This window comes from Pseudoalteromonas tunicata (assembly GCF_002310815.1).
GTDB lineage: Bacteria > Pseudomonadota > Gammaproteobacteria > Enterobacterales > Alteromonadaceae > Pseudoalteromonas > Pseudoalteromonas tunicata.
Genome location: NZ_CP011032.1, coordinates 242901 through 261220, shown reverse-complemented (window position 1 = coordinate 261220; position 18320 = coordinate 242901). Strand labels below are relative to the sequence as shown.

At 39.7% G+C, this 18320-nt stretch carries 15 protein-coding genes; 6 read left to right on the top strand and 9 right to left on the bottom strand.

Features of this window, described 5'->3' with window-relative positions; all coding sequences use genetic code 11:
- Positions 1-6 precede the first annotated feature (6 nt).
- Positions 7-885 carry a DMT family transporter gene (locus PTUN_RS01165; protein ID WP_040644034.1) on the top strand — a complete coding sequence of 293 codons (879 nt, stop codon included), beginning with the start codon at positions 7-9 and terminating at the stop codon, positions 883-885.
- A 63-nt stretch (positions 886-948) separates the two neighbouring features.
- Here PTUN_RS01165 and PTUN_RS01160 read toward each other — a convergent pair whose 3' ends face one another.
- Positions 949-2019, bottom strand: coding sequence for a metallophosphoesterase (locus PTUN_RS01160; RefSeq protein ID WP_009839120.1), 1071 nt, complete (start codon positions 2017-2019; stop codon positions 949-951).
- 256 nt (positions 2020-2275) lie between these two features.
- A complete protein-coding gene (locus PTUN_RS01155; RefSeq protein ID WP_040644056.1) occupies positions 2276-4432 on the bottom strand; it encodes an ATP-binding protein in 2157 nt (718 codons plus the stop codon).
- 131 nt (positions 4433-4563) lie between these two features.
- Between PTUN_RS01155 and PTUN_RS01150 the strand changes: the two genes are divergently transcribed.
- The gene (locus PTUN_RS01150; protein WP_009839122.1) at positions 4564-5304 is read left to right on the top strand and encodes a substrate-binding periplasmic protein; all 741 of its coding nucleotides are present in this window, start codon (positions 4564-4566) and stop codon (positions 5302-5304) included.
- A 98-nt stretch (positions 5305-5402) separates the two neighbouring features.
- On the opposite strand, the gene PTUN_RS01145 is transcribed toward PTUN_RS01150, so the two are convergent.
- Positions 5403-5717, bottom strand: a complete 315-nt coding sequence (locus PTUN_RS01145; protein WP_009839123.1) for a DUF3718 domain-containing protein — start codon at positions 5715-5717, stop codon at positions 5403-5405.
- A 464-nt stretch (positions 5718-6181) separates the two neighbouring features.
- On the opposite strand from PTUN_RS01145, the gene PTUN_RS01140 reads away from it, so the two are divergent.
- Positions 6182-6634 (top strand): GNAT family N-acetyltransferase, encoded by a 453-nt coding sequence (locus PTUN_RS01140; RefSeq protein ID WP_009839124.1) that lies wholly within the window; start codon positions 6182-6184, stop codon positions 6632-6634.
- Between the two features lie 81 nt (positions 6635-6715).
- Here the strand turns inward: PTUN_RS01140 and PTUN_RS01135 are convergent, their stop codons facing one another.
- Positions 6716-10297, bottom strand: a complete 3582-nt coding sequence (locus PTUN_RS01135; protein WP_009839125.1) for an ABC transporter permease/M1 family aminopeptidase — start codon at positions 10295-10297, stop codon at positions 6716-6718.
- A 9-nt stretch (positions 10298-10306) separates the two neighbouring features.
- Positions 10307-11182 carry an ABC transporter ATP-binding protein gene (locus tag PTUN_RS01130; protein ID WP_009839126.1) on the bottom strand — a complete coding sequence of 292 codons (876 nt, stop codon included), beginning with the start codon at positions 11180-11182 and terminating at the stop codon, positions 10307-10309.
- Positions 11183-11421: 239 nt separating this feature from the next.
- Between PTUN_RS01130 and PTUN_RS01125 the strand changes: the two genes are divergently transcribed.
- A complete protein-coding gene (locus PTUN_RS01125) occupies positions 11422-12099 on the top strand; it encodes a nitroreductase family protein (RefSeq protein WP_009839127.1) in 678 nt (225 codons plus the stop codon).
- 69 nt (positions 12100-12168) lie between these two features.
- Here PTUN_RS01125 and PTUN_RS01120 read toward each other — a convergent pair whose 3' ends face one another.
- The 3 genes from PTUN_RS01120 to PTUN_RS01110 are packed head-to-tail and all read right to left on the bottom strand — an operon-like array spanning position 12169 to position 16867.
- Positions 12169-13227 carry an efflux RND transporter periplasmic adaptor subunit gene (locus tag PTUN_RS01120; protein WP_009839128.1) on the bottom strand — a complete coding sequence of 353 codons (1059 nt, stop codon included), beginning with the start codon at positions 13225-13227 and terminating at the stop codon, positions 12169-12171.
- A gap of 2 nt (positions 13228-13229) precedes the next feature.
- On the bottom strand, positions 13230-16559 hold the full coding sequence (locus PTUN_RS01115) for an efflux RND transporter permease subunit (protein WP_009839129.1): 3330 nt from the start codon (positions 16557-16559) through the stop codon (positions 13230-13232).
- Positions 16556-16867: an ArsR/SmtB family transcription factor gene (locus PTUN_RS01110; protein ID WP_009839130.1), complete on the bottom strand. Its 312-nt coding sequence runs from the start codon at positions 16865-16867 to the stop codon at positions 16556-16558. The genes PTUN_RS01115 and PTUN_RS01110 overlap by 4 nt, the downstream gene beginning before the upstream one ends.
- 136 nt (positions 16868-17003) lie before the next feature.
- Here PTUN_RS01110 and PTUN_RS01105 point away from each other — a divergent pair, with 136 nt between their 5' ends.
- Positions 17004-17192: a YgaP family membrane protein gene (locus PTUN_RS01105; RefSeq protein ID WP_009839131.1), complete on the top strand. Its 189-nt coding sequence runs from the start codon at positions 17004-17006 to the stop codon at positions 17190-17192.
- Between the two features lie 2 nt (positions 17193-17194).
- On the top strand, positions 17195-17545 hold the full coding sequence (locus PTUN_RS01100) for a rhodanese-like domain-containing protein (protein WP_009839132.1): 351 nt from the start codon (positions 17195-17197) through the stop codon (positions 17543-17545).
- Between the two features lie 68 nt (positions 17546-17613).
- On the opposite strand, the gene PTUN_RS01095 is transcribed toward PTUN_RS01100, so the two are convergent.
- The gene (locus tag PTUN_RS01095) at positions 17614-18258 is read right to left on the bottom strand and encodes a YiaD family glycine zipper/OmpA-like lipoprotein (protein ID WP_009839133.1); all 645 of its coding nucleotides are present in this window, start codon (positions 18256-18258) and stop codon (positions 17614-17616) included.
- Between the last annotated feature and the right edge of the window lie 62 nt (positions 18259-18320).

Below are 18320 nucleotides of genomic sequence, written 5' to 3'. Positions count from 1 at the left end.
GCTGTTATGATGTGGATTGCATTTACTCTTTTTGCTGCTTTTATGCAGGCGTTTCGTAACGCCTTGCAAAGTAAGCTCAGTGCTAATGTCAGCGTTTTAGGTGTAACTTTAGCTCGCTTTATTTTAGCAGGCCCCATCGCTTTACTTTATTTACTGCTACTTTATTGGTTTATACCCACTACCATCCCGGATTTTAGCTGGATATTTCTTAGTTACATCTGCGCCGCAGCACTGATGCAAATTATTGCAACCGCATTAATGGTTAAGCTATTTAAATTACAAAACTATGCTGTGGGCGCAGGCCTTGCAAAAAGTGAAGCTGTTATGGCCGCATTAATTGGTAGCTGGTTTTTTGGCAGCACCTTAGCACCGTTGGGTTGGTTAGGTGTGTTACTCGGCACCATTGCAGTATTCATTTTAAGCGGCGTAAAAAGTATTAGACAACTTAATTTACCTACAGTGCTCTTAGGTTTAGCGTGTGGTACGGCCTTTGCGCTAACCTCTTTATGGGTTCGTGAAGCCAGCATTACTCTTTTGTTACCATTTCCTCATAGTGCCGCTTGGGTCTTACTATTGGTGATAAGCTTACAAACAATTTTGCTAAGTCTGTATGTATTTTGTTATCAAAAGTCGACATTTAGCCACTTATGGCATCATCGTAAAACCACTTCTGCAGTGAGTTTAACCAGTTGTTTTGGTTCTATTGGCTGGTTTAGCGCTATGAGTTTGCAACATGTCGCATTTGTTAAAACGGTCGGCCAAATAGAAGTATTTTTTACCTTACTTATTGCAGTATTGTTTTTAAAACAACCGCCTAAAAAACAAGATACTATCGGATTAATCTTAATAGCGGGTGCCGCAATATTGGTGATGCTACCTCAGTAACACAACTTAAAATTGAGCGAAACCAACCCGAGGTTCGCTCAATGACTATTGCCAGCGTTAGTATTATTGCGCTTTTAGCGGAATAAACTCTGTTTGCTTTCCCTGCATGTCAGCGCGCATAAACCGCTGCTTTTGCCACAATAACAGCTCTCCTTTTTTACCATTTTTAATTGAGCTATCAATGGCGATAATACGATTATCAAAGCGTGTTTCTAGCTGCTCAAATGAAGTATGACCAACGATAATATATTGAGCTTCGAGCTCTTTGAGTATGCTATCAACTTGAGCTTGTGTTAGGTACTCATCACGAAAATAACCGCGATACCAAACTGGGCCTGTTGAACCATGTAAAGTGAAGTAAATCGGATTATCAACCATTTGCGCTTTAACTAGGCCAATGCTATCGCGGAAATGTTGATTTGCTTGTGTTAAATTAAGCTTAAGATCGAGGTAATCTTGATGAATCCCACCATGTAAAAACACCATATCGTTAATTTTAATAATAGTTGATTTGCTGCGTAACCAACGACCCAAAATGGTGTCAGCCCCTAAGAGGCTTTTTAAATCTCGCTGCATTAGTACCAAAGTTTGTCGATACTTATCATGTAAATAACGCTCATCGCCGCGCAGCACCATGTATTCATGATTGCCCAATAAATAATGTACTTTGCCACCCGCTTTTTCAGCTTGTTGTTCAAGCTTATAAACTAGCCACAGCGCCTCAGTTACCGTATCACCTCGGTCAAAAATATCACCAGTAATAACTAAGTGCCCATTACCAAATTGCCAATTATGAGCTGAATCAATCACTCCATTTTTTTTAAGTAGTTGAATAAAAATATCAACTTGCCCATGGATATCACTAATGGCTGCAATTTTATCGACATTTTGGTAAATGTCAGAGCTACTGATAGGAAATTGAGCCGGAAAATGTTCCGCGCCCTGATAATTGGTAATCTTTAATTTATTTTTTTCTATAGAGTATTGCTGGAGTGCATTTTTTCCATCAATTAAATAAGGGCCGTCGTTATAAAGCACTTTCGTAGGTTCAGCTTCACTTTGAGCATTTACCATTGTACTAAGGCAAACACTGGCAATAAGGCTGATTAATTTAATTTTTTTGCTGAGCAACATCTATCAATTTCCATTTACGATTATGTCGCTCATCAGAACAAATCAGTATGTAAAATACAACTTACGCTATCTCTATTTTCTCTCTATTTAACCTCAGCTATGGATAAGATATTTACCAATACATTGAATTAAAAGCAAATATATAAATTACTTATCTCTAACCAGAGGTTTTCGATGCGGATAGTATTGAAAATAGCAGCCAGATATAGATTGATTATCCTAACTTGAGGTTTTTTACACTCGAATAGGTCGTTTATTACAACATGCTGCGCACATGCTTAAGATATTGCGCTAAGCTTTGCTGCCATATTTCAATGGCCTCAGTAAATTCTAACGGTGTTTTTTTGTCGAGTAAGCGACGCTCTAATTTTTTGAGCTCTAAACCATAGAGATTAAAACCTAACTGTAATGCGGTGCTCGCTTGGCGATGTAAAATTTTAATGCACTGATCTTGATCTGTTGCCTCAATCTCTTGGCACCGATTCAGCTTACTTCGCGCCGATAAAACAAACTCGTTATAAACAGATGACAATTCATCTTCATTAAATGAAGTCGCAAGTGAGTGCGCTGCGACCACATCGTACAGCAGAGGTTTAAGCTCTACAGTACTAATTGGTAAATACCCTTTTTGCGAGTTGGTGATGGCTTGGCGTAATTTTTCTTGTTTGATTGGTTTTGCAACCACATCTTTTATACCAAGTGATTCGTACTCATCGGTTTCTGATTTACTTAAACTGGCCGTAAAAGCCAAAATTGGCGTGCTACTATTTAAATGCGATATAGTTTGCAGCTCACGTAAAACCGTTTGACCGCTAATGTCAGGCAAATTCATATCGAGTAAAATAACGTCGAATTTATGCTGTTGCAGCAACTCAATCGCGTTTTTTCCTGTGTCGGCTAATTTCACTTTGTGCTCATCCATAGCCATTAGTTCAATGGCAATCTTTTGATTCAGCGGCAAGTCTTCCACCAATAAGATATTTAACCCTGTTAAATATTGCTTCGATTTATGGCGTTGCTCAACTAAGCTGAGTTCACCAAGACCAATCGTTAAATTAAAACTAAAAGTACTACCCTTACCGATTTCACTTTCAATTTCAAGCACGCTGCCAAGCTTAGCTAAAATACGGCTACTAATTGCCAAACCAAGTCCTGTACCGCCTTTTTTCTTACCACTGCTTGTTTGCACATAAGGTTCGGTTAAATATTCAATGTCATCATCTTCGATTCCTGGCCCACTGTCTTGCACCGAAAAGCGCAACGTATGCTCTAACGTTTTTGAATGTAATAAATCTACTTGAATTTTGACCGAACCTTGGTCGGTGAACTTAATCGCATTGTTAATTAAGTTACTCAATACTTGGCGCAAACGCTCTTGGTCAAAGTAATAGCAAGACTTGTCTGGTAAATTAACATTAAGCTCAAACTTTAATCGCTTTTGCTCGGCTATAGGGCTTGATAATAAACAAATATTTTTTAGCCAAGGTTCTAATTCAACATCTTCTTCGTACAAGGCACTGGTGCTCTGATCGACCGTGGCATAGTTGAGCACTTGGGTCACTAAGAAATTAAGCGATTCAGCTGAGTGAATAATCGCCTCGCAGTAAGGCTTACCTTTTGGATCAGAAAGCTGATTCATAATCAATTGCGCACTGCCTAAAATACCATTAAGAGGCGTGCGAATTTCATGACTCATGGTTGATAAAAACAATCCTCGAAGCTCGGCATCTTTTTGCGCCTTTTCAGTTAAACTTTTTAAATTTTCAGAGCGGCGTTCATTACATAATACCGCCAAACCTGTGGCATAAAACATGGGAGTTAAAATGCCAATAAATAAAACTGCTGCACTAAACCAACCATCCTTTATGATTTCCTCCCCGCTTAAATCTTTAAGTAAAAAAGTACGAAGACTAAAGACCCCCATCAATAAACAGCAGTGGATTAAATAAATAATACTGGCATTAGGGTAACGCTTGAGCGCCACTCGAATGAATAAATAGCTTAAAAATACCCCTTCAATAATGCGCTGTAAGTCGTAAATTAAAATGCGAGCATGCAGGTTATTATCACCAAATAAAAACCAGTTAAAAGTTACACTAAGCCAAGTCGTAGCAATTAAGAATAGGGTCAAACTAATATGTTGAAACTTAAAAAAACGACACAATGCTACAGCTTGAATAACCGAGGCTGAAAAGAGCAGTAAATAACCTAAGCTTAATGCGTAATTTTCATAACCATGCTCATGGTTGTGAAATTTAAACAAAGCTAAAGCAAGTAATATAAATATCGGATAAAAGACTAAGGGTAATGTACCGGGTGTATTTTTGTTGGCGCGCCAAGTGAGGAAGTTAAGTAAACACATCACCATGACGATGCAAAAACTGGTGACAAAAAGCGTTTTTAATTCAAGCATTATGATTACCCTACCAATGTTAGGTTTATCATAACAAAATTGCTGTGCTATAAAAGCATAACTTAAGTTTATAAAGCATTGATGTATCTGCCCAATTTCTAACGGACATTTCATCATCCAAGAGGATGTTCATGCTCATTTTTTCACACCTTAATTGGCGCTCTCTTTTTGTCTATTTTTTGCTCTGCAAGCTGCTTTTTTCTGGCTCATTCGCTGTACAAGCAGAAACACAACTGCACGTTGTAACCGAAGAATGGCCACCTTTTAATTACACTGATAAAAATGGTCAGATTGTTGGCCGCTCCACTATGGTGGTGGAGCAACTGCTACGTTCAGCCAATATCAGTTATCAAATTCATAGTTATCCTTGGGTAAGAGCTCTACAGCGGGCAAAAAAAGTGCCCAACACCATGATTTATTCTATTTTTCAAACTCCAGAACGAGTCGACCAATTTAAATGGTTATGCCCACTAATAGAGAGTCCAAAAATATTTTTGTTCCGCTTAGCTAGCCGCAATGATTTAGCCGACTTAACGCTTACACAGCTTAGTGAACATACGGTTGCGGTTATTAAAAATGATGTTGCAGATGATTTTTTACGTCACAATACTCAAGTGCACGTTGATAGCAGCAGCCTTGGAGTGACAAACTTTCGTAAATTGATTGCTGGCCGTGTTGATTATATGGCTTCCACAGAATTTACCATGATTGAAAATATCAAGGCTCAAGGTTTAAACGACAAAATAGTCGTACCTGAGATAGCAATTGCAGCGGCAACACCAAAACCGCTTTGCATGGCATTCAATCTAGAAACTGATGACACTTTAATTGCAAAAATCGCAACACAAATGACAAAACTAAAACACCAATAAGAAAAAAGGCACCACAATGAGCGCCTTTTTAACTGTTGGGAATGTCATTTAAACCATAGCATGCCCAAAACAAAATACAATAACAATTATTTAACATATCACAAAGCACTATATAATTCTGTTTTTTGCTCATAACGTTTAAGATTATTCGCAATTTTGATTGCGGAATGCTTTTGTGCAAAATCGCCTAGAGTTAACTCATTACAACGTACTTTTTTTACCGCTGTTTTCATGGTCATTTGATTATCTTTTAACACTTTAAGCAAATTAATTGGTTTATTAGAAGCCACCGCCATACAAATTTGAGTTGCTGGCGACTGATCAGTAGCTTCAAGTTTAACCTGTGGATGCGCCATAGTATTGGCACTGATTAGTAATGTAGTTGTAGCTAAAATGGTAGTAAATAGTTTCATGATAAAATCCCTCTTGCTGCGCTAGTTAAGTAATAAATACGTGACCATTTGAAGGTAATACAATGCGCGTAAGAATGTGTATCAAAAGAATTTTGTGAGGTAACAAGGTGTGTCTGGGATCACAAAAAAGTGTTGTATAGTTGTTAACCAATTAACAACCAAATATCACTAGCTGTAACCACTGACACATTTGCTTGCATTCGCATTATAAAAAATAACCAACGAACCTGTTTATTGGTTTTACCCCTTACTTTTTAGTCAAAAATACCACCCTTTGTTAACTATTTGTCGCAAACAGCTTTTGATGTGATAAAAGTATTTTGTAACATTCCACTTTAAAAAATAGCCATTTATTTATCTTGTCTTCAATCCATAGACAGCGCTAGAGTAGAACAAAGTTAAAAGGAAAGGGTTAAACTGCATTTGCAGTTTAGAGTTTTGATATTTTAATCAAGGTGTGATTTATGATTATCCAACGTGCCTATTTACCCGACATTAGTGAATTGGCAATTTTATTTGATCAATATAGACAATTTTACCTCCAGCCAAGTGATCATAATTTAGCTAAAGCATTTTTGACTGAGCGTATTGCAGCAAATGAGTCTGTCATATTTGTCGCAAAAGAGGATGACAACAAAATCTGTGGCTTTGTCCAGTTATACCCTTCTTTTTCATCAATTTCGGCAAAACGCAGTTGGATTTTAAACGACTTATTTGTGTTAGAGTCATGTCGCGGTAAAGGCGTAGGTAAGGCTCTATTAGATAAAGCCAAAGCCATGGCTATCGAAACCGCGGCTACCAGCTTAACCTTAGAAACTCATCACACCAATACTGAAGCGCAAAAACTTTACCTCTCTTTGGGGTATAAGCTAGAAGACCAATTTAAAAGTTATTACCTAAAGTTAACCGATCACTAATCAAAAACACCCAATAAAAAAGCAACAATCAATAGTAAAAAACTGCTGATTGTTGCTTTAACTAAACAAGTTTATCTATGGTTATAACTTTTTGATGTTATCTCCACTGTCGCGATCAACGAGCTTAATAAAGGGATCGACTCCTGCATAAAGCGGTTTTTCTTTGACTTTTATACTAATAACATTGGTACCGCTTTTAATGGTATGTTTTTCTAAATACAAGACATTGCTACCGACGGTTAAATCATCCGGATCGGCATTAAATAAACCAATATCCACTTTATCCGAAAAGGCAACTTCGGTTTCTTTACCTTGGCCATTAGCACGTTGTAATTTGGCCTCAACGGTTAAAGTGACATCATAAAAACCGTTAGCATCAACTTGCTCTGCTATTGCCACATCCGTAGTTTTTAAATCATATAACGTTATGTATTCAAATAAGTTACTAACAAACTGTTTTTCACTTTCTGTTGTATCTTGATTGATATACGCCATTAAGTCTAACGTCGTTGGATAAGGTGAACTTTGATATTGATAATGTGCTAAAAACGCTTTTAATGCATGATTTAATCGCGTTTCACCTAAGCGGTCTTTAAGCGACATCATCACCACTGAGCCTTTGCGGTAATGAATATATTGCTGATCTTCGCTACGCATAAGTGGCATTTCTTCAAGTAATTCTACCGTACGGCCGCGTAAATAACGGTCTAGCTCATATTTTAAAAACTTACGGATTTTATCTTCACCGTATTTTTTCTCCATAATCATTAACGCACTATATTGCGACAAACTTTCAGAAATAATGGCACTGCCTTGCACATTCGCAGCCCCGACTTGATGCCCCCACCATTGGTGAGCTACTTCATGAGCGGTCACATAATACACAGGATCAATATTTTCAGGGTCTCGTAAATCGGTGATAAAACCAATTTTTTCAGAGTAAGGCACAGTATTAGCAAAACTTTGTGCAAATGATTGATAACCTGGAAACTCGATGATACGCATTTGTTTATGCTGATACGGCCCAAAATTAGCCGTGAAGTAGTCGATTGAATCACGTACCGACTCAATCATTCTATCGACATTCATGCCATGATCTTTGTGGTAATACACTTCAATATCAATGTCTTTGTATTGCTCGTGTTTACGTTCAAGCTTTGCCGACATCACCGAATAAAAGTTCACCATAGGGGCATCCATTTTATAATGGAATGTACGACGACCATTGGCTACCGATTCAGACTGCAAATAACCAGGCGCAATCGCAAATTGATCTTCGGCTGTAGTGATGGTTGCTTCAAAGTCGATAAAACCAACCCCTTTACCAAAAAAGCTCTCATTGTAATAGGCTGAATCTTCTAACTTATTTGCACGCTGTAGCGGCTCTAAATCGTGTTGACGACGTTTGTGACGATCTCGTAGCTGAAAGTTTTCGCTGTAACCAAAGTTAGGAAATAACTCGTAGTTATTTAAAAACGTTCCGTTTTGAACCAATTTAACGTCTTCATTTCCATCGGTAAAACCATGGCTTTCACGCGATACGCTTAACTGGCCAGAACGGGTTTCACCGGGCTGTAATGGCTGCTCAAACTCAAACCACCCAGTATTAAACTGTGTATCATGTTTAACAATGTTGCCGCCATCAATTTTTACATCCCATTGGCGAACATAGTCACTCGGGCGTGATACCAAAAAGCGCTCAATAACTTGATCTGAAGTATTTTTGACCACAATATCCGCTTGCGCAGTAAGCCTGCGTTGATATGGATAAATATCGACATTTACTTTGGTAGAAGTAATTGTTGGGATTTGTGCGTCTTTATATTGCACATATTTTTTCTCATAATCAGCTTGTAGCTGTTCGCGGTCATCTTGCACCATAAACTCATTGAGCACTCGCGTGTTGTAATAAATGTAACTGCCTGATGTAACAAAAACGACTAAGCCGGCCGCGACCGCCACTTTACCCGCAGGCGCTAATTGATAACCCAAATGACTTAAGCGCACTTTTAAAGACTGCGCCGGACCACGATGCCAAAGGCCATAGCCTAAAGCGGCCAATACCACAGTAAAAGCCCCCCAATAGACTAAATACCACGAATGCGCGGTTAAATAAGTGCCATAACCATTAATATCTGAATATAAAACAGCAGGTGCTTGACTAAAGTGGAACATATTATGGCTAAAACCAAAATTGCTGAGCACTATGGTGCTGATGATATATAAAACAAACAGCATCATACCGACATATTTATTCGGGCTAACAACTTGTAGGAAAAACGCAAGTACAGCCGTCATAAACAAAGGCACTAAGTTTACGTATCCCAAACTTATAACATACTGGCTAAGTTCAAAATTGCTATAACCTTGAACAAACTGATTACTGATGGTGACTAACAAGCCAAACACATACAGTAGCGTCATCACCAAACAAATCGCAATTAGTTTTGATAACCAAAAAGTGATGTTTTTAACAGGCATAGAATCAATAATGTCACCCATGCCCGAACCACGCTCACGCCACACAATTTCTGCGCTGTAATAAGCCAGTACAATCAGCATCAACATCCCGGTTGAGTCTGCTATTAGTTCAACCATGATTTGAGTTAATGGCCAATTAGGTGTACCAAACATGCCTTGTGGGTCAATTAAAGGGGCAACCAATAAAAAGATAGTTAACGCACCTAAAATCAAAAATGGCGCACTGAATACCACTTGTTTAATTTCAAACTTAGTGCGATGAATGAGTTGACTCACGTTATCAATTGGCCCACTACGATGACTAACATTACTACCTAGTAGCTGCGAAAAATCGCTTTGAGTTTGCTTAGCTTGTTTAACTTTTTTGCCTTTAGGTAAACGTTCAAGATTTCTAAATCCACCAAACAGCGCCATGATGACAATGCCAATTACCGCCCATAATGCGCGGTTTTCTAGCAAGACTCCTGACATCTCAATAGCAGTATTATTTTTATCGAACATGGTCCAGTAACGAGTCACTTCAGCCAAGGTATTAAAAGCAAAAGGGTCTACCAATGCAGCTAAGGTACGGTATTCTGGTTCAGATAAAAACTGCCCCGAAATGGTATAAAGAATAAACAGCGCAACGGCCGATAAATACACCGCCATCATTGAGCGAAAGCGTATTGCTACCGCATAAAAGAAACACGATAAAACAAACAATGTTGGCACAGATAAATAAAAGAATGCAGTGAAATAATAACTTAAGTGTGTTTCACCTAAGCGCTCAACATCTACCCAGCCAGTTGCTCCGCCAATGAGCGTACCGAGTAAAATACCAAGTGGCACAAAACTAAATACGGTTAATACCACAGCAAAAGAACCAAAAAAACGGCCTAATTGATAGGTGAAAGGATTAATTGGTTTGCTGTAAAGTAACTCGGACATCTTACTGGTATCGTTGCGCGTAGCGGTGCTCGCAACAAAATTGACCACCAAAAACATGGCAAACAAACTCATGATCACTAAGGTTTGCGCAATCGAAAATGGCCCGTTGTATAAAACATTGCCGCCACCACCAATACGCACATTGTCACTGACTGTAGCAAAAAAGGTCAGTAAGAAAAAAATCAAACTGGTGACATAAAATGAAGGCTGGCGCACAAAATAGCGCCATTCAAACATAAACATTTTAGCTAACATAACGCCCCCTTATGCCACACGTCTGTGTTTATGTAACGTAGAGAAATAGACATCTTCAAGATTTGCAGGCGCAGTTTCAAACCCTTGTGGTGGCACATCTGCCATCACATGGACAATCGTTTGACCGGCAAATAAACGCTTTGAAATAATCGGCATCGCCGCTTCAATTTCTTGCGCTTCTTGTTGTGACACGGCTTTTCGCCATATTTTGCCTTGCAGCTCATTGGTGAGGCTAACAGGGTTACCTTCAAGAATAATTTGCCCTGATGCTAATACTGCCATTTTTGGGCACAGCTCAGTCACATCTTCCACAATGTGAGTAGAAAGAATAATCACTTTTTCTTCACCTAAACTAACTAACAGGTTGTGAAAACGATTACGCTCTTCAGGGTCAAGCCCTGCGGTTGGTTCATCAACAATCAATAAATCGGGATTACCTAATAAAGCTTGGGCAATGCCAAAACGCTGGCGCATGCCACCTGAAAATCCACTCACGGCATTTTTACGATGTTGATATAAGTTGGTATGCGCTAACAACCCCTCAACGGCTTCTTTACGCTCAGCTTTGTTGTTCAATCCTTTTAAAATAGCCATATGTTCAAGTAATTCATAAGCACTAATACGAGGATAAACACCAAAGTCTTGTGGTAAATAACCTAGTCGCTGGCGCAATGCTTGCGGATCGTTTAAGACATCAACCTCAGCAAATTTAATACTGCCCGCATCCGCTTGCTGTAACGTTGCAATGGTGCGCATTAAAGATGATTTTCCTGCACCATTTGGCCCGAGCAAACCAAACATTCCTTTAGGTATTGTTAAGTTAACATTATTAAGCGCCTTAACTCCGTTATCATAGGTTTTTGATAAGCCTTCAATTTTCAACATTCGTAGCTACCTCTCATTGTAATTTTTATAGAGTGAATTTCGCTCAAGAGCTTAAACCCGGTAAAAAGATAAAACCTTAGCTAGATGATTAACGGTTAATAAAAGTGATAAATGGTATTGCTAAAGTGTATTGAACGTTGCGGTTTTTAGAGTGTTTAACCTAGATTTTGTACTTGTCAGTTGTCACTAAGCTAGGTATAAAATCAACATCATCTTGACTAATGAGAAGCGAAAAGCCCATGCAAACACATCAAAACCAGCCACTTAATGATTATATTGAATACCCGACAACCGAAATGCTCGAACGAGCCGAGTCATTTTTAGCTAACAGCCAACGCCGTCATTCAATCCGCTCGTTTTCAGACAAGCCTGTGCCAAAAGAAATTATCGCAGCCTGTATAAAAGCAGCTGGCACAGCGCCAAGTGGTGCAAATCATCAACCGTGGCACTTTGTGGCTATTAATAGCCAAGAAACTAAACAAAAAATTCGCCACGCAGCCGAAGACCTCGAACGCTCATTTTATCAAGGTCGTGCTGGTGATGAATGGCTAGATGCACTTAAACCTTTAGGTACAGATGCAAATAAACCCTACCTTGAACACGCCCCTTGGCTGATTGCGATTTTTAGTCAGAAAAAAGGCGGTATCCATGCTGAAGATAAAAACACCAACTACTATGTCCATGAAAGTGTTGGCATTGCGACTGGTTTTTTAATTCAAGCTCTGCACCACGCAGGCCTTGTAACCTTAACGCATACACCTAAACCAATGAGTTTTTTAAGTGATATTTGTGGCCGTGATAAAGATAACGAACGCCCGTATATGTTATTGATTGCAGGTTATCCAGCTGAAAACGCGACTATTCCTGAGCATGCTTTAGTGAAAAAAGATCTCGATGAAATAGCAACTTTTTTATAATAGTAAAAGAGCCTGCAAAGCAGGCTCTTTTGTTGTATATACATTTTAATATATTGATTTTTAAATTTTTTACTCTTCAAGTACGAGAAGTTCACCAGCGTTTAAACCCGATAAAACAACCACTTTATTTTCTCCAAGCACGATCCCTGTACGAATAAATCGACGCTCAACCTGATTATTATTTAATACTTTAACCATATTAAGTTGCCCAAATTGCGTAATGAGCTGAGGGTTTATCACAACTAGAGTTTCGCTACTGCTCGGTAAACTAACTCTGGCATACATACCAGGCATTAACCTTACATCATTAGCAAATTCAAGTTTCACTAAAAAGCTACGTGCACTACTATCAGCGACAGGTACAATTTCAGCAACCCTTGCTTGCCCCTTAATGTTAAGCGAGGCGACTTCTACAGCTAACGACTGGCCGAGTTTTAAACTCACCGCTTTTTGCTCACGCACCGCAGCTTCAATTTGTAATGACTGTGGGTTATAAATCGATAACAACACCTGCCCAGGACTTACGGTATCACCAGGTTCAGCCATACGATCAACCACCTTACCCGCAATTGGGGCACGTATTTGGCTGTAAGATAGCCCCACCTGTGCTTGCTCTAGTTGCTCTGCTGCACTATTTCGACTCGCTTGAAGCTCGGCAAAATTAGTTTTAGCAACATCTAAATCGTTAATTGCGGTTAAACCCTGCTCACGCAGCGTGATCGCGCGATTAAGCTGTAATTGCGCTTGAGCGAGTTGACTATTGACTGCGTCTAAGCGTGCTTTAGCCTGCGCAACTTGCGCTTTTAATTGACCATCCTCAAGCTCAATCAGTAAATCACCCTGCTCTACAACTTGCCCGGCACGTACCGCAAACGTTTTGATTGGCGCCAAAATTCGACTCGAAATCACAGTATTTTGCTTGGCGATCACCGTGGCCGGAACATATTCTGTTTGCTCAACCGCTTGCACTGTTACAACTTGTGTTTTACCCGTAAAGGATACCTGAGCAACGGTATTGTCTGGCGATACTTTGTCGCTAAATAAATCCGCCATCATAGCAATCAACACCAATAATAACCCGATCGCAACAACAGGCATTAACCACTTATTTTTAACTTGTATAGACATGATTAAGACTCCTCTGATTGAGCAAGTTCACGAGCAGGCTCAACAAATACTAAAAAATAAACTAACGGCACAACAAATAACGAAAATAAGGTCGAGGCGATAATGCCAAACATAATCGCGAGCGCAAGCCCACTAAATACAGGGTCGAGTGTGATTATTAAATTCCCCAATAATGTTGTGCCTGCGGTTAATAATACTGGGCGCATACGTACAGCCCCAGCCTGAATTAAAGCCTCTTTAATCGCCATGCCCTGATTCCGTGAAAGAGTAATGAATTCAACCAAAATCAAGGAGTTTCGTACCACAATCCCCGCAAGTGCAATCATGCCTATCATGGCTGTCGCAGTGAATAAAACTGGCTCCGGGCTGCCCGCAATTAAGCGTTCGCCAAACTGATTCATAAGCCAAAAGCCCGGCATAATTCCTATTATGGTTAATGGGATTGCAGACATAATAATGAGTGATAACGCAACCGATTGAGTTTGAATGCGCAACAAAACAAATATCGCCGCTAACGCAAAGGCAAATGCAATGCCCATATCACGAAACACCCGAATGGTAATGCGCCATTCACCTTCGCCACTCCAACTTAAAGAGGTGCCGCTAGGTAACTGCCACCAATCATCGGCGCCTGCATTTAAATAATGACGGTCTTGCCATGCTGTGAGTTCTGAGCGCACTATTTCCTGCTCGCTATCAACTAAATCATGACTTAAGTCGCTTATCACCTCAGCTGGGGTGCGGCCATTAAGCTCAGCAAAAACATAAATAACATTATTTAAATCTTTACGAGTAATAATCTGCTCAACCATATGATCACTAAATTGCCCAAGCTCTGACAAAGCAACCAAAGGTTGCGGCGCGCTTTCAAGGCCTAACCCTTGCTGAGTTTGGCTCATTCCGGCACGGCCTTTTACTTGCAGACTTAATAAACTTTCAAGTTGATTACGCTGCTCGTACGGTAGTTTTAATGCAATATCAAGTGGCTCAATTTCGCTTGGTTCATGAATAATGCCCGCAATCGCCTCACCACTTGCCAAGGCTAATGTTTGTTTAATATCTTGATTTGCAATGCCAGAAAGAGCAGCTTTTTCTTGATTAGTAACAAAGCGCTGTAGTTTTTGTGGACTCATCAAGCTTGAATCTATTTCAACAATATGCGCTTCTCTGCTAAGCCTTGCCATCACAGCATGCGCTGCTGCTTGGTGGGTTTCATCACTTACAAAAGGAAGCGCTGAAACCTCGGCAACTAAAGTACTGAGCACTGGCGGACCAGGTGGTACTTCAACCACTTTAATGCGAATACCATTTTTATTTAAGGGCGCTAATAACTCACGCATCCGCAATACTACGGCATGGGATTGATGTTCACGCTCGGTTTTATCCAATAATAGAATGCGAATATCAGCTAAATTTGGTGCCACTCGCTGATAGTAACGACGCACCATGCCATTAAAATCAATCGCTGATGGCTCACCAACATAAGCGGCAAAAGTCGTCACTTCAGGTAACTGTTTTAAGGTGCTGATGATTTGCTGGCTAAGCGCCGCAGTTTGTTCAAGCGTTGCGGCTTCAGGCATATCGATTAATATTTGCACCTCGTTTTTATTGTCATATGGCAATAACTTTAGCGGCACAGTTCTAAAAATAGGTAATGCAGCACTTATCACAAACAATACTAATACCAGCCATAAGGTGTATTTAGCGCGCTGACGATTAGCAAGTAATGGGCTAAGTATTCGGCCATACCAGCCGCCATTTTCGACTAATTCATCACTGCTAAGGGCTTCATTAGGTTTAAGTAATTTAAGGGCCAACCAAGGGGTTACAAAAAATGCCACCGCAGTTGATACCATTACACTCACTGGCACATTAAATGCCATTGGTGCCATGTATGGGCCCATCATGCCAGTAATATAAGCAAGCGGAATAAACGCTAGCATAATAGTGATGGTGGACATTACTAGCGCACCACGAATTTCAGCCATTGCCAGTACAATGTTATTGGTTTTATCACCACTGCGTTTTAAAAAGCGACTAATGTTATCAATACCAGTGATCGGGTCATCCACCAATAAACCAAGCGATAAAATTAAGGCAAACAAAGTCACGCGATTAATGGTGTAACCCATGCTCATATCTAAAAATAAGGTTATGCCATAACAAATAGGCACAGCAAGACCAACAACAATTGCAGGGCGCCAGCCTAAAAATACGCCAACAAAAATCACAACGGTAAAAACGGCAAATGCCAAACTTGAGGTGAGATTATTTACTTTTTCATCCGCCGTAGCGCCATAATCTCGAAGGACCTGATAATGCACTTCTTTTGGTAATATTTGCTGACTCAGCAATGCCGTTTGTTCTAGTACTTGCTCAGTTAACACAACGGCATTACTGCCGACTTGTTTTGCAATGCTAATAGTAACAAGCGGATAATCGGCTTGGTATTGTGCACTATTTGGGTGGGAGGAGGCATAACTGAGCCATTGATAACTATTGGGCTCGCTTGGTCCGTCGGTGATAGTAGCAACTTCTTTTAAATAAACAGCTTTGCCATTAATGACATTAACCACAAGGTTATTTAATTCACTACTGTGGCGCAGCACATCGCCAGCTTCAATAATAATCTGCTGACCTTGCGCAGTTCGGCTACCTACTTGCTGTAATTGATTTGAAACCGATATCGCATTAAGTACATCAATCATGGTGGTATTACGTGCAGCCATTGCTGTTGCATCAAGCATCACTTGTACTTGGCGTTTACGCCCACCTATCACCTTTACTTCGCTGCTTTGGGCGATTTTTTGTAATTGAATGGTGATTTCATCGGCAAAACGACGTAACTCATAATCATTATAAAGTTGAGGCTGATCACTCCATAACCCCAACATCATAATCGGCACATCATCAACTTCAATCGGCTTAATTTGCCAGCTTTTTACTATGCTAGGCATTTGATCTTGATTAGCATTAAGTTTGTTGTAAGTATTTAAAATAGCGTCTTCGCGATTTTCACCGACATGAAAACGCAAAGTAACAGCAGCTTGCCCTTGGCGGGTGGTCGAATAAACGTGCTCAACCCCCGGAATTTGCGCCAGTAACTTTTCAAGTGGCGTAGTAACTTGCCGTGCAACTTGGCTTGCTGCAATATCTGGTACATCAACCATAATATCAAGCATAGGCACAACGATTTGCGGCTCTTCTTCACGCGCCGTAAAATTAAGAGCTAACATGCCCAATAATACAGCAAGGATAAAAATAAACATTGGCATCGCCCCAGAGAGCGAGCGGGCAATCAGCTTATCAACTGGATGTGTTAAGCCACTCATGATTCGCCTCCTTGGCAAAAAATTTGATACAACTGCGTTAAAATAGCGGCAACACGAGGATCATCAACTCGGTAATAAATTGTTTGCGCCTCTCGTCGAGTGCTCACTAAACCCGATTTACGCAGCCCCGCCAAGTGTTGCGATAATGCAGACTGAGCCAGCGGCACTAAATTATTGAGCTCGCCGACACTCAACTCACCTTGTAACAAGGTACATAAAATCATCAGCCTATTTTTATTTGCTAATAATTTCAAAAAGCTTTCAGCTTGTTCGGCATTGTTGGTTAATTGTTTTATATCAAGTTGCATATCACTAGCCTCTTCATTGTTAGCGCTAGTATAGCAATTACATTAGAATTGTCTAATATTAGAAGTTGCTAATTTAATATTTTCTAATATACTAATTTTAGTCAACCGTTTTAACTCACGCACTTAAGGACTCACCATGAATGTAAATGATGCACTTCGCCTAATAGCCGGCTTTATGATCATTGTATCGGTTTTATTAAGTTACTTTGTTCACCCATATTGGACCTTTTTCACTCTATTTATTGCTTTAAATCTAATCCAATCGGCATTTTCTAAATGGTGCCCTATGATTAGTTTATTACGCTCACTTGGTTTAAAGGACTAATTATGTTGATGTCAATTCCCGATCTTATTACTGAAGTTTCAGCCCATATTCGCAAAATAAGCGCTGTAGATGCTAAAGCTGAAATGCTTGAAAATCATGGTTTATTAATTGATGTGCGTGAGCCTGCTGAGCACGCTGCAATGCCCGCGTATGGTGCAATTAATATTCCTCGCGGTTTATTAGAAATGAAATTGATCGAGATAGAAAAAGATGAAACTCGGCCAATTTATTTACACTGCGCAACATCTGCCCGTGCCTGTTTAAGCGCAGAGCAACTTAAACGAGTTGGCTACGAAAATGTCACGGTAATTTCGTGTAAAGCACCAGATATTCAGGCAGCCTATCAGCCCTAACATTCAAAATTTTGCCATAAAAAAAGCCAAAGCTAAGCTTTGGCTTTTTACTGTAGTTATCTACAAAATTATGCTTTATTAGGCACAATTTGAATCTCTACACGACGGTTTAATGCACGTCCAGAACTTGTTTCGTTGCTCGCAATAGGTCGTGATTCACCCCAACCTTGAGTACTAATACGCACATCTAAAATTTGCTTGTTTAATAAATAATTTTTTACACTTAAAGCACGTTGCTCTGATAAATTCTGATTATATTCTGTTTTACCTGTGCTATCGGTGTGGCCTTCAATACTTAAAAATGTTTTTTCGTATTTATTCATCACTTTAGCGATTGCATCTAACGTATCGTGAAAACCCGTTGAAATATACGATTGATCGGTCGCAAAGGTAATATTTGAAGGCATAACCAAACGTAAATTATCACCTTCACGGACAACTTCTACACCAGAACCAGCCAGCTCATCACGAAACGCTTGCTCTTGCTTATCCATATAACTACCTACTGCAGCACCCGCAATTGCACCAATAGCAGCTCCATAAATCAAACGCTTGTCTTTATGATTACTGGTTGATTTACCAAGTACAGCGCCTGCAACAGCACCAATTGCGGCACCTTTTTCAGCATTAGTTGCCGCACAACCAGATAAAAATAAAGGAATAATAACACTGGGAATGATAATTTTTTTTAATGTATGAAGACGAAGAGCCATAGTTAGAGACCTAATGTTGCATTATTAAATGTAAACTTTACCGCAAATGCCGATAAGTTAAT

What these genes read in the sequence shown, in the direction of transcription:
- PTUN_RS01165 (WP_040644034.1), top strand. Translation starts at nt 7, where the DNA reads ATGATGTGGATTGCATTTACTCTTTTTGCTGCTTTTATGCAGGCGTTT.
- PTUN_RS01160 (WP_009839120.1), bottom strand. Translation starts at nt 2,019, where the DNA reads ATGTTGCTCAGCAAAAAAATTAAATTAATCAGCCTTATTGCCAGTGTT.
- PTUN_RS01155 (WP_040644056.1), bottom strand. Translation starts at nt 4,432, where the DNA reads ATGCTTGAATTAAAAACGCTTTTTGTCACCAGTTTTTGCATCGTCATG.
- PTUN_RS01150 (WP_009839122.1), top strand. Translation starts at nt 4,564, where the DNA reads ATGCTCATTTTTTCACACCTTAATTGGCGCTCTCTTTTTGTCTATTTT.
- PTUN_RS01145 (WP_009839123.1), bottom strand. Translation starts at nt 5,717, where the DNA reads ATGAAACTATTTACTACCATTTTAGCTACAACTACATTACTAATCAGT.
- PTUN_RS01140 (WP_009839124.1), top strand. Translation starts at nt 6,182, where the DNA reads ATGATTATCCAACGTGCCTATTTACCCGACATTAGTGAATTGGCAATT.
- PTUN_RS01135 (WP_009839125.1), bottom strand. Translation starts at nt 10,297, where the DNA reads ATGTTAGCTAAAATGTTTATGTTTGAATGGCGCTATTTTGTGCGCCAG.
- PTUN_RS01130 (WP_009839126.1), bottom strand. Translation starts at nt 11,182, where the DNA reads ATGTTGAAAATTGAAGGCTTATCAAAAACCTATGATAACGGAGTTAAG.
- PTUN_RS01125 (WP_009839127.1), top strand. Translation starts at nt 11,422, where the DNA reads ATGCAAACACATCAAAACCAGCCACTTAATGATTATATTGAATACCCG.
- PTUN_RS01120 (WP_009839128.1), bottom strand. Translation starts at nt 13,227, where the DNA reads ATGTCTATACAAGTTAAAAATAAGTGGTTAATGCCTGTTGTTGCGATC.
- PTUN_RS01115 (WP_009839129.1), bottom strand. Translation starts at nt 16,559, where the DNA reads ATGAGTGGCTTAACACATCCAGTTGATAAGCTGATTGCCCGCTCGCTC.
- PTUN_RS01110 (WP_009839130.1), bottom strand. Translation starts at nt 16,867, where the DNA reads ATGCAACTTGATATAAAACAATTAACCAACAATGCCGAACAAGCTGAA.
- PTUN_RS01105 (WP_009839131.1), top strand. Translation starts at nt 17,004, where the DNA reads ATGAATGTAAATGATGCACTTCGCCTAATAGCCGGCTTTATGATCATT.
- PTUN_RS01100 (WP_009839132.1), top strand. Translation starts at nt 17,195, where the DNA reads ATGTTGATGTCAATTCCCGATCTTATTACTGAAGTTTCAGCCCATATT.
- PTUN_RS01095 (WP_009839133.1), bottom strand. Translation starts at nt 18,258, where the DNA reads ATGGCTCTTCGTCTTCATACATTAAAAAAAATTATCATTCCCAGTGTT.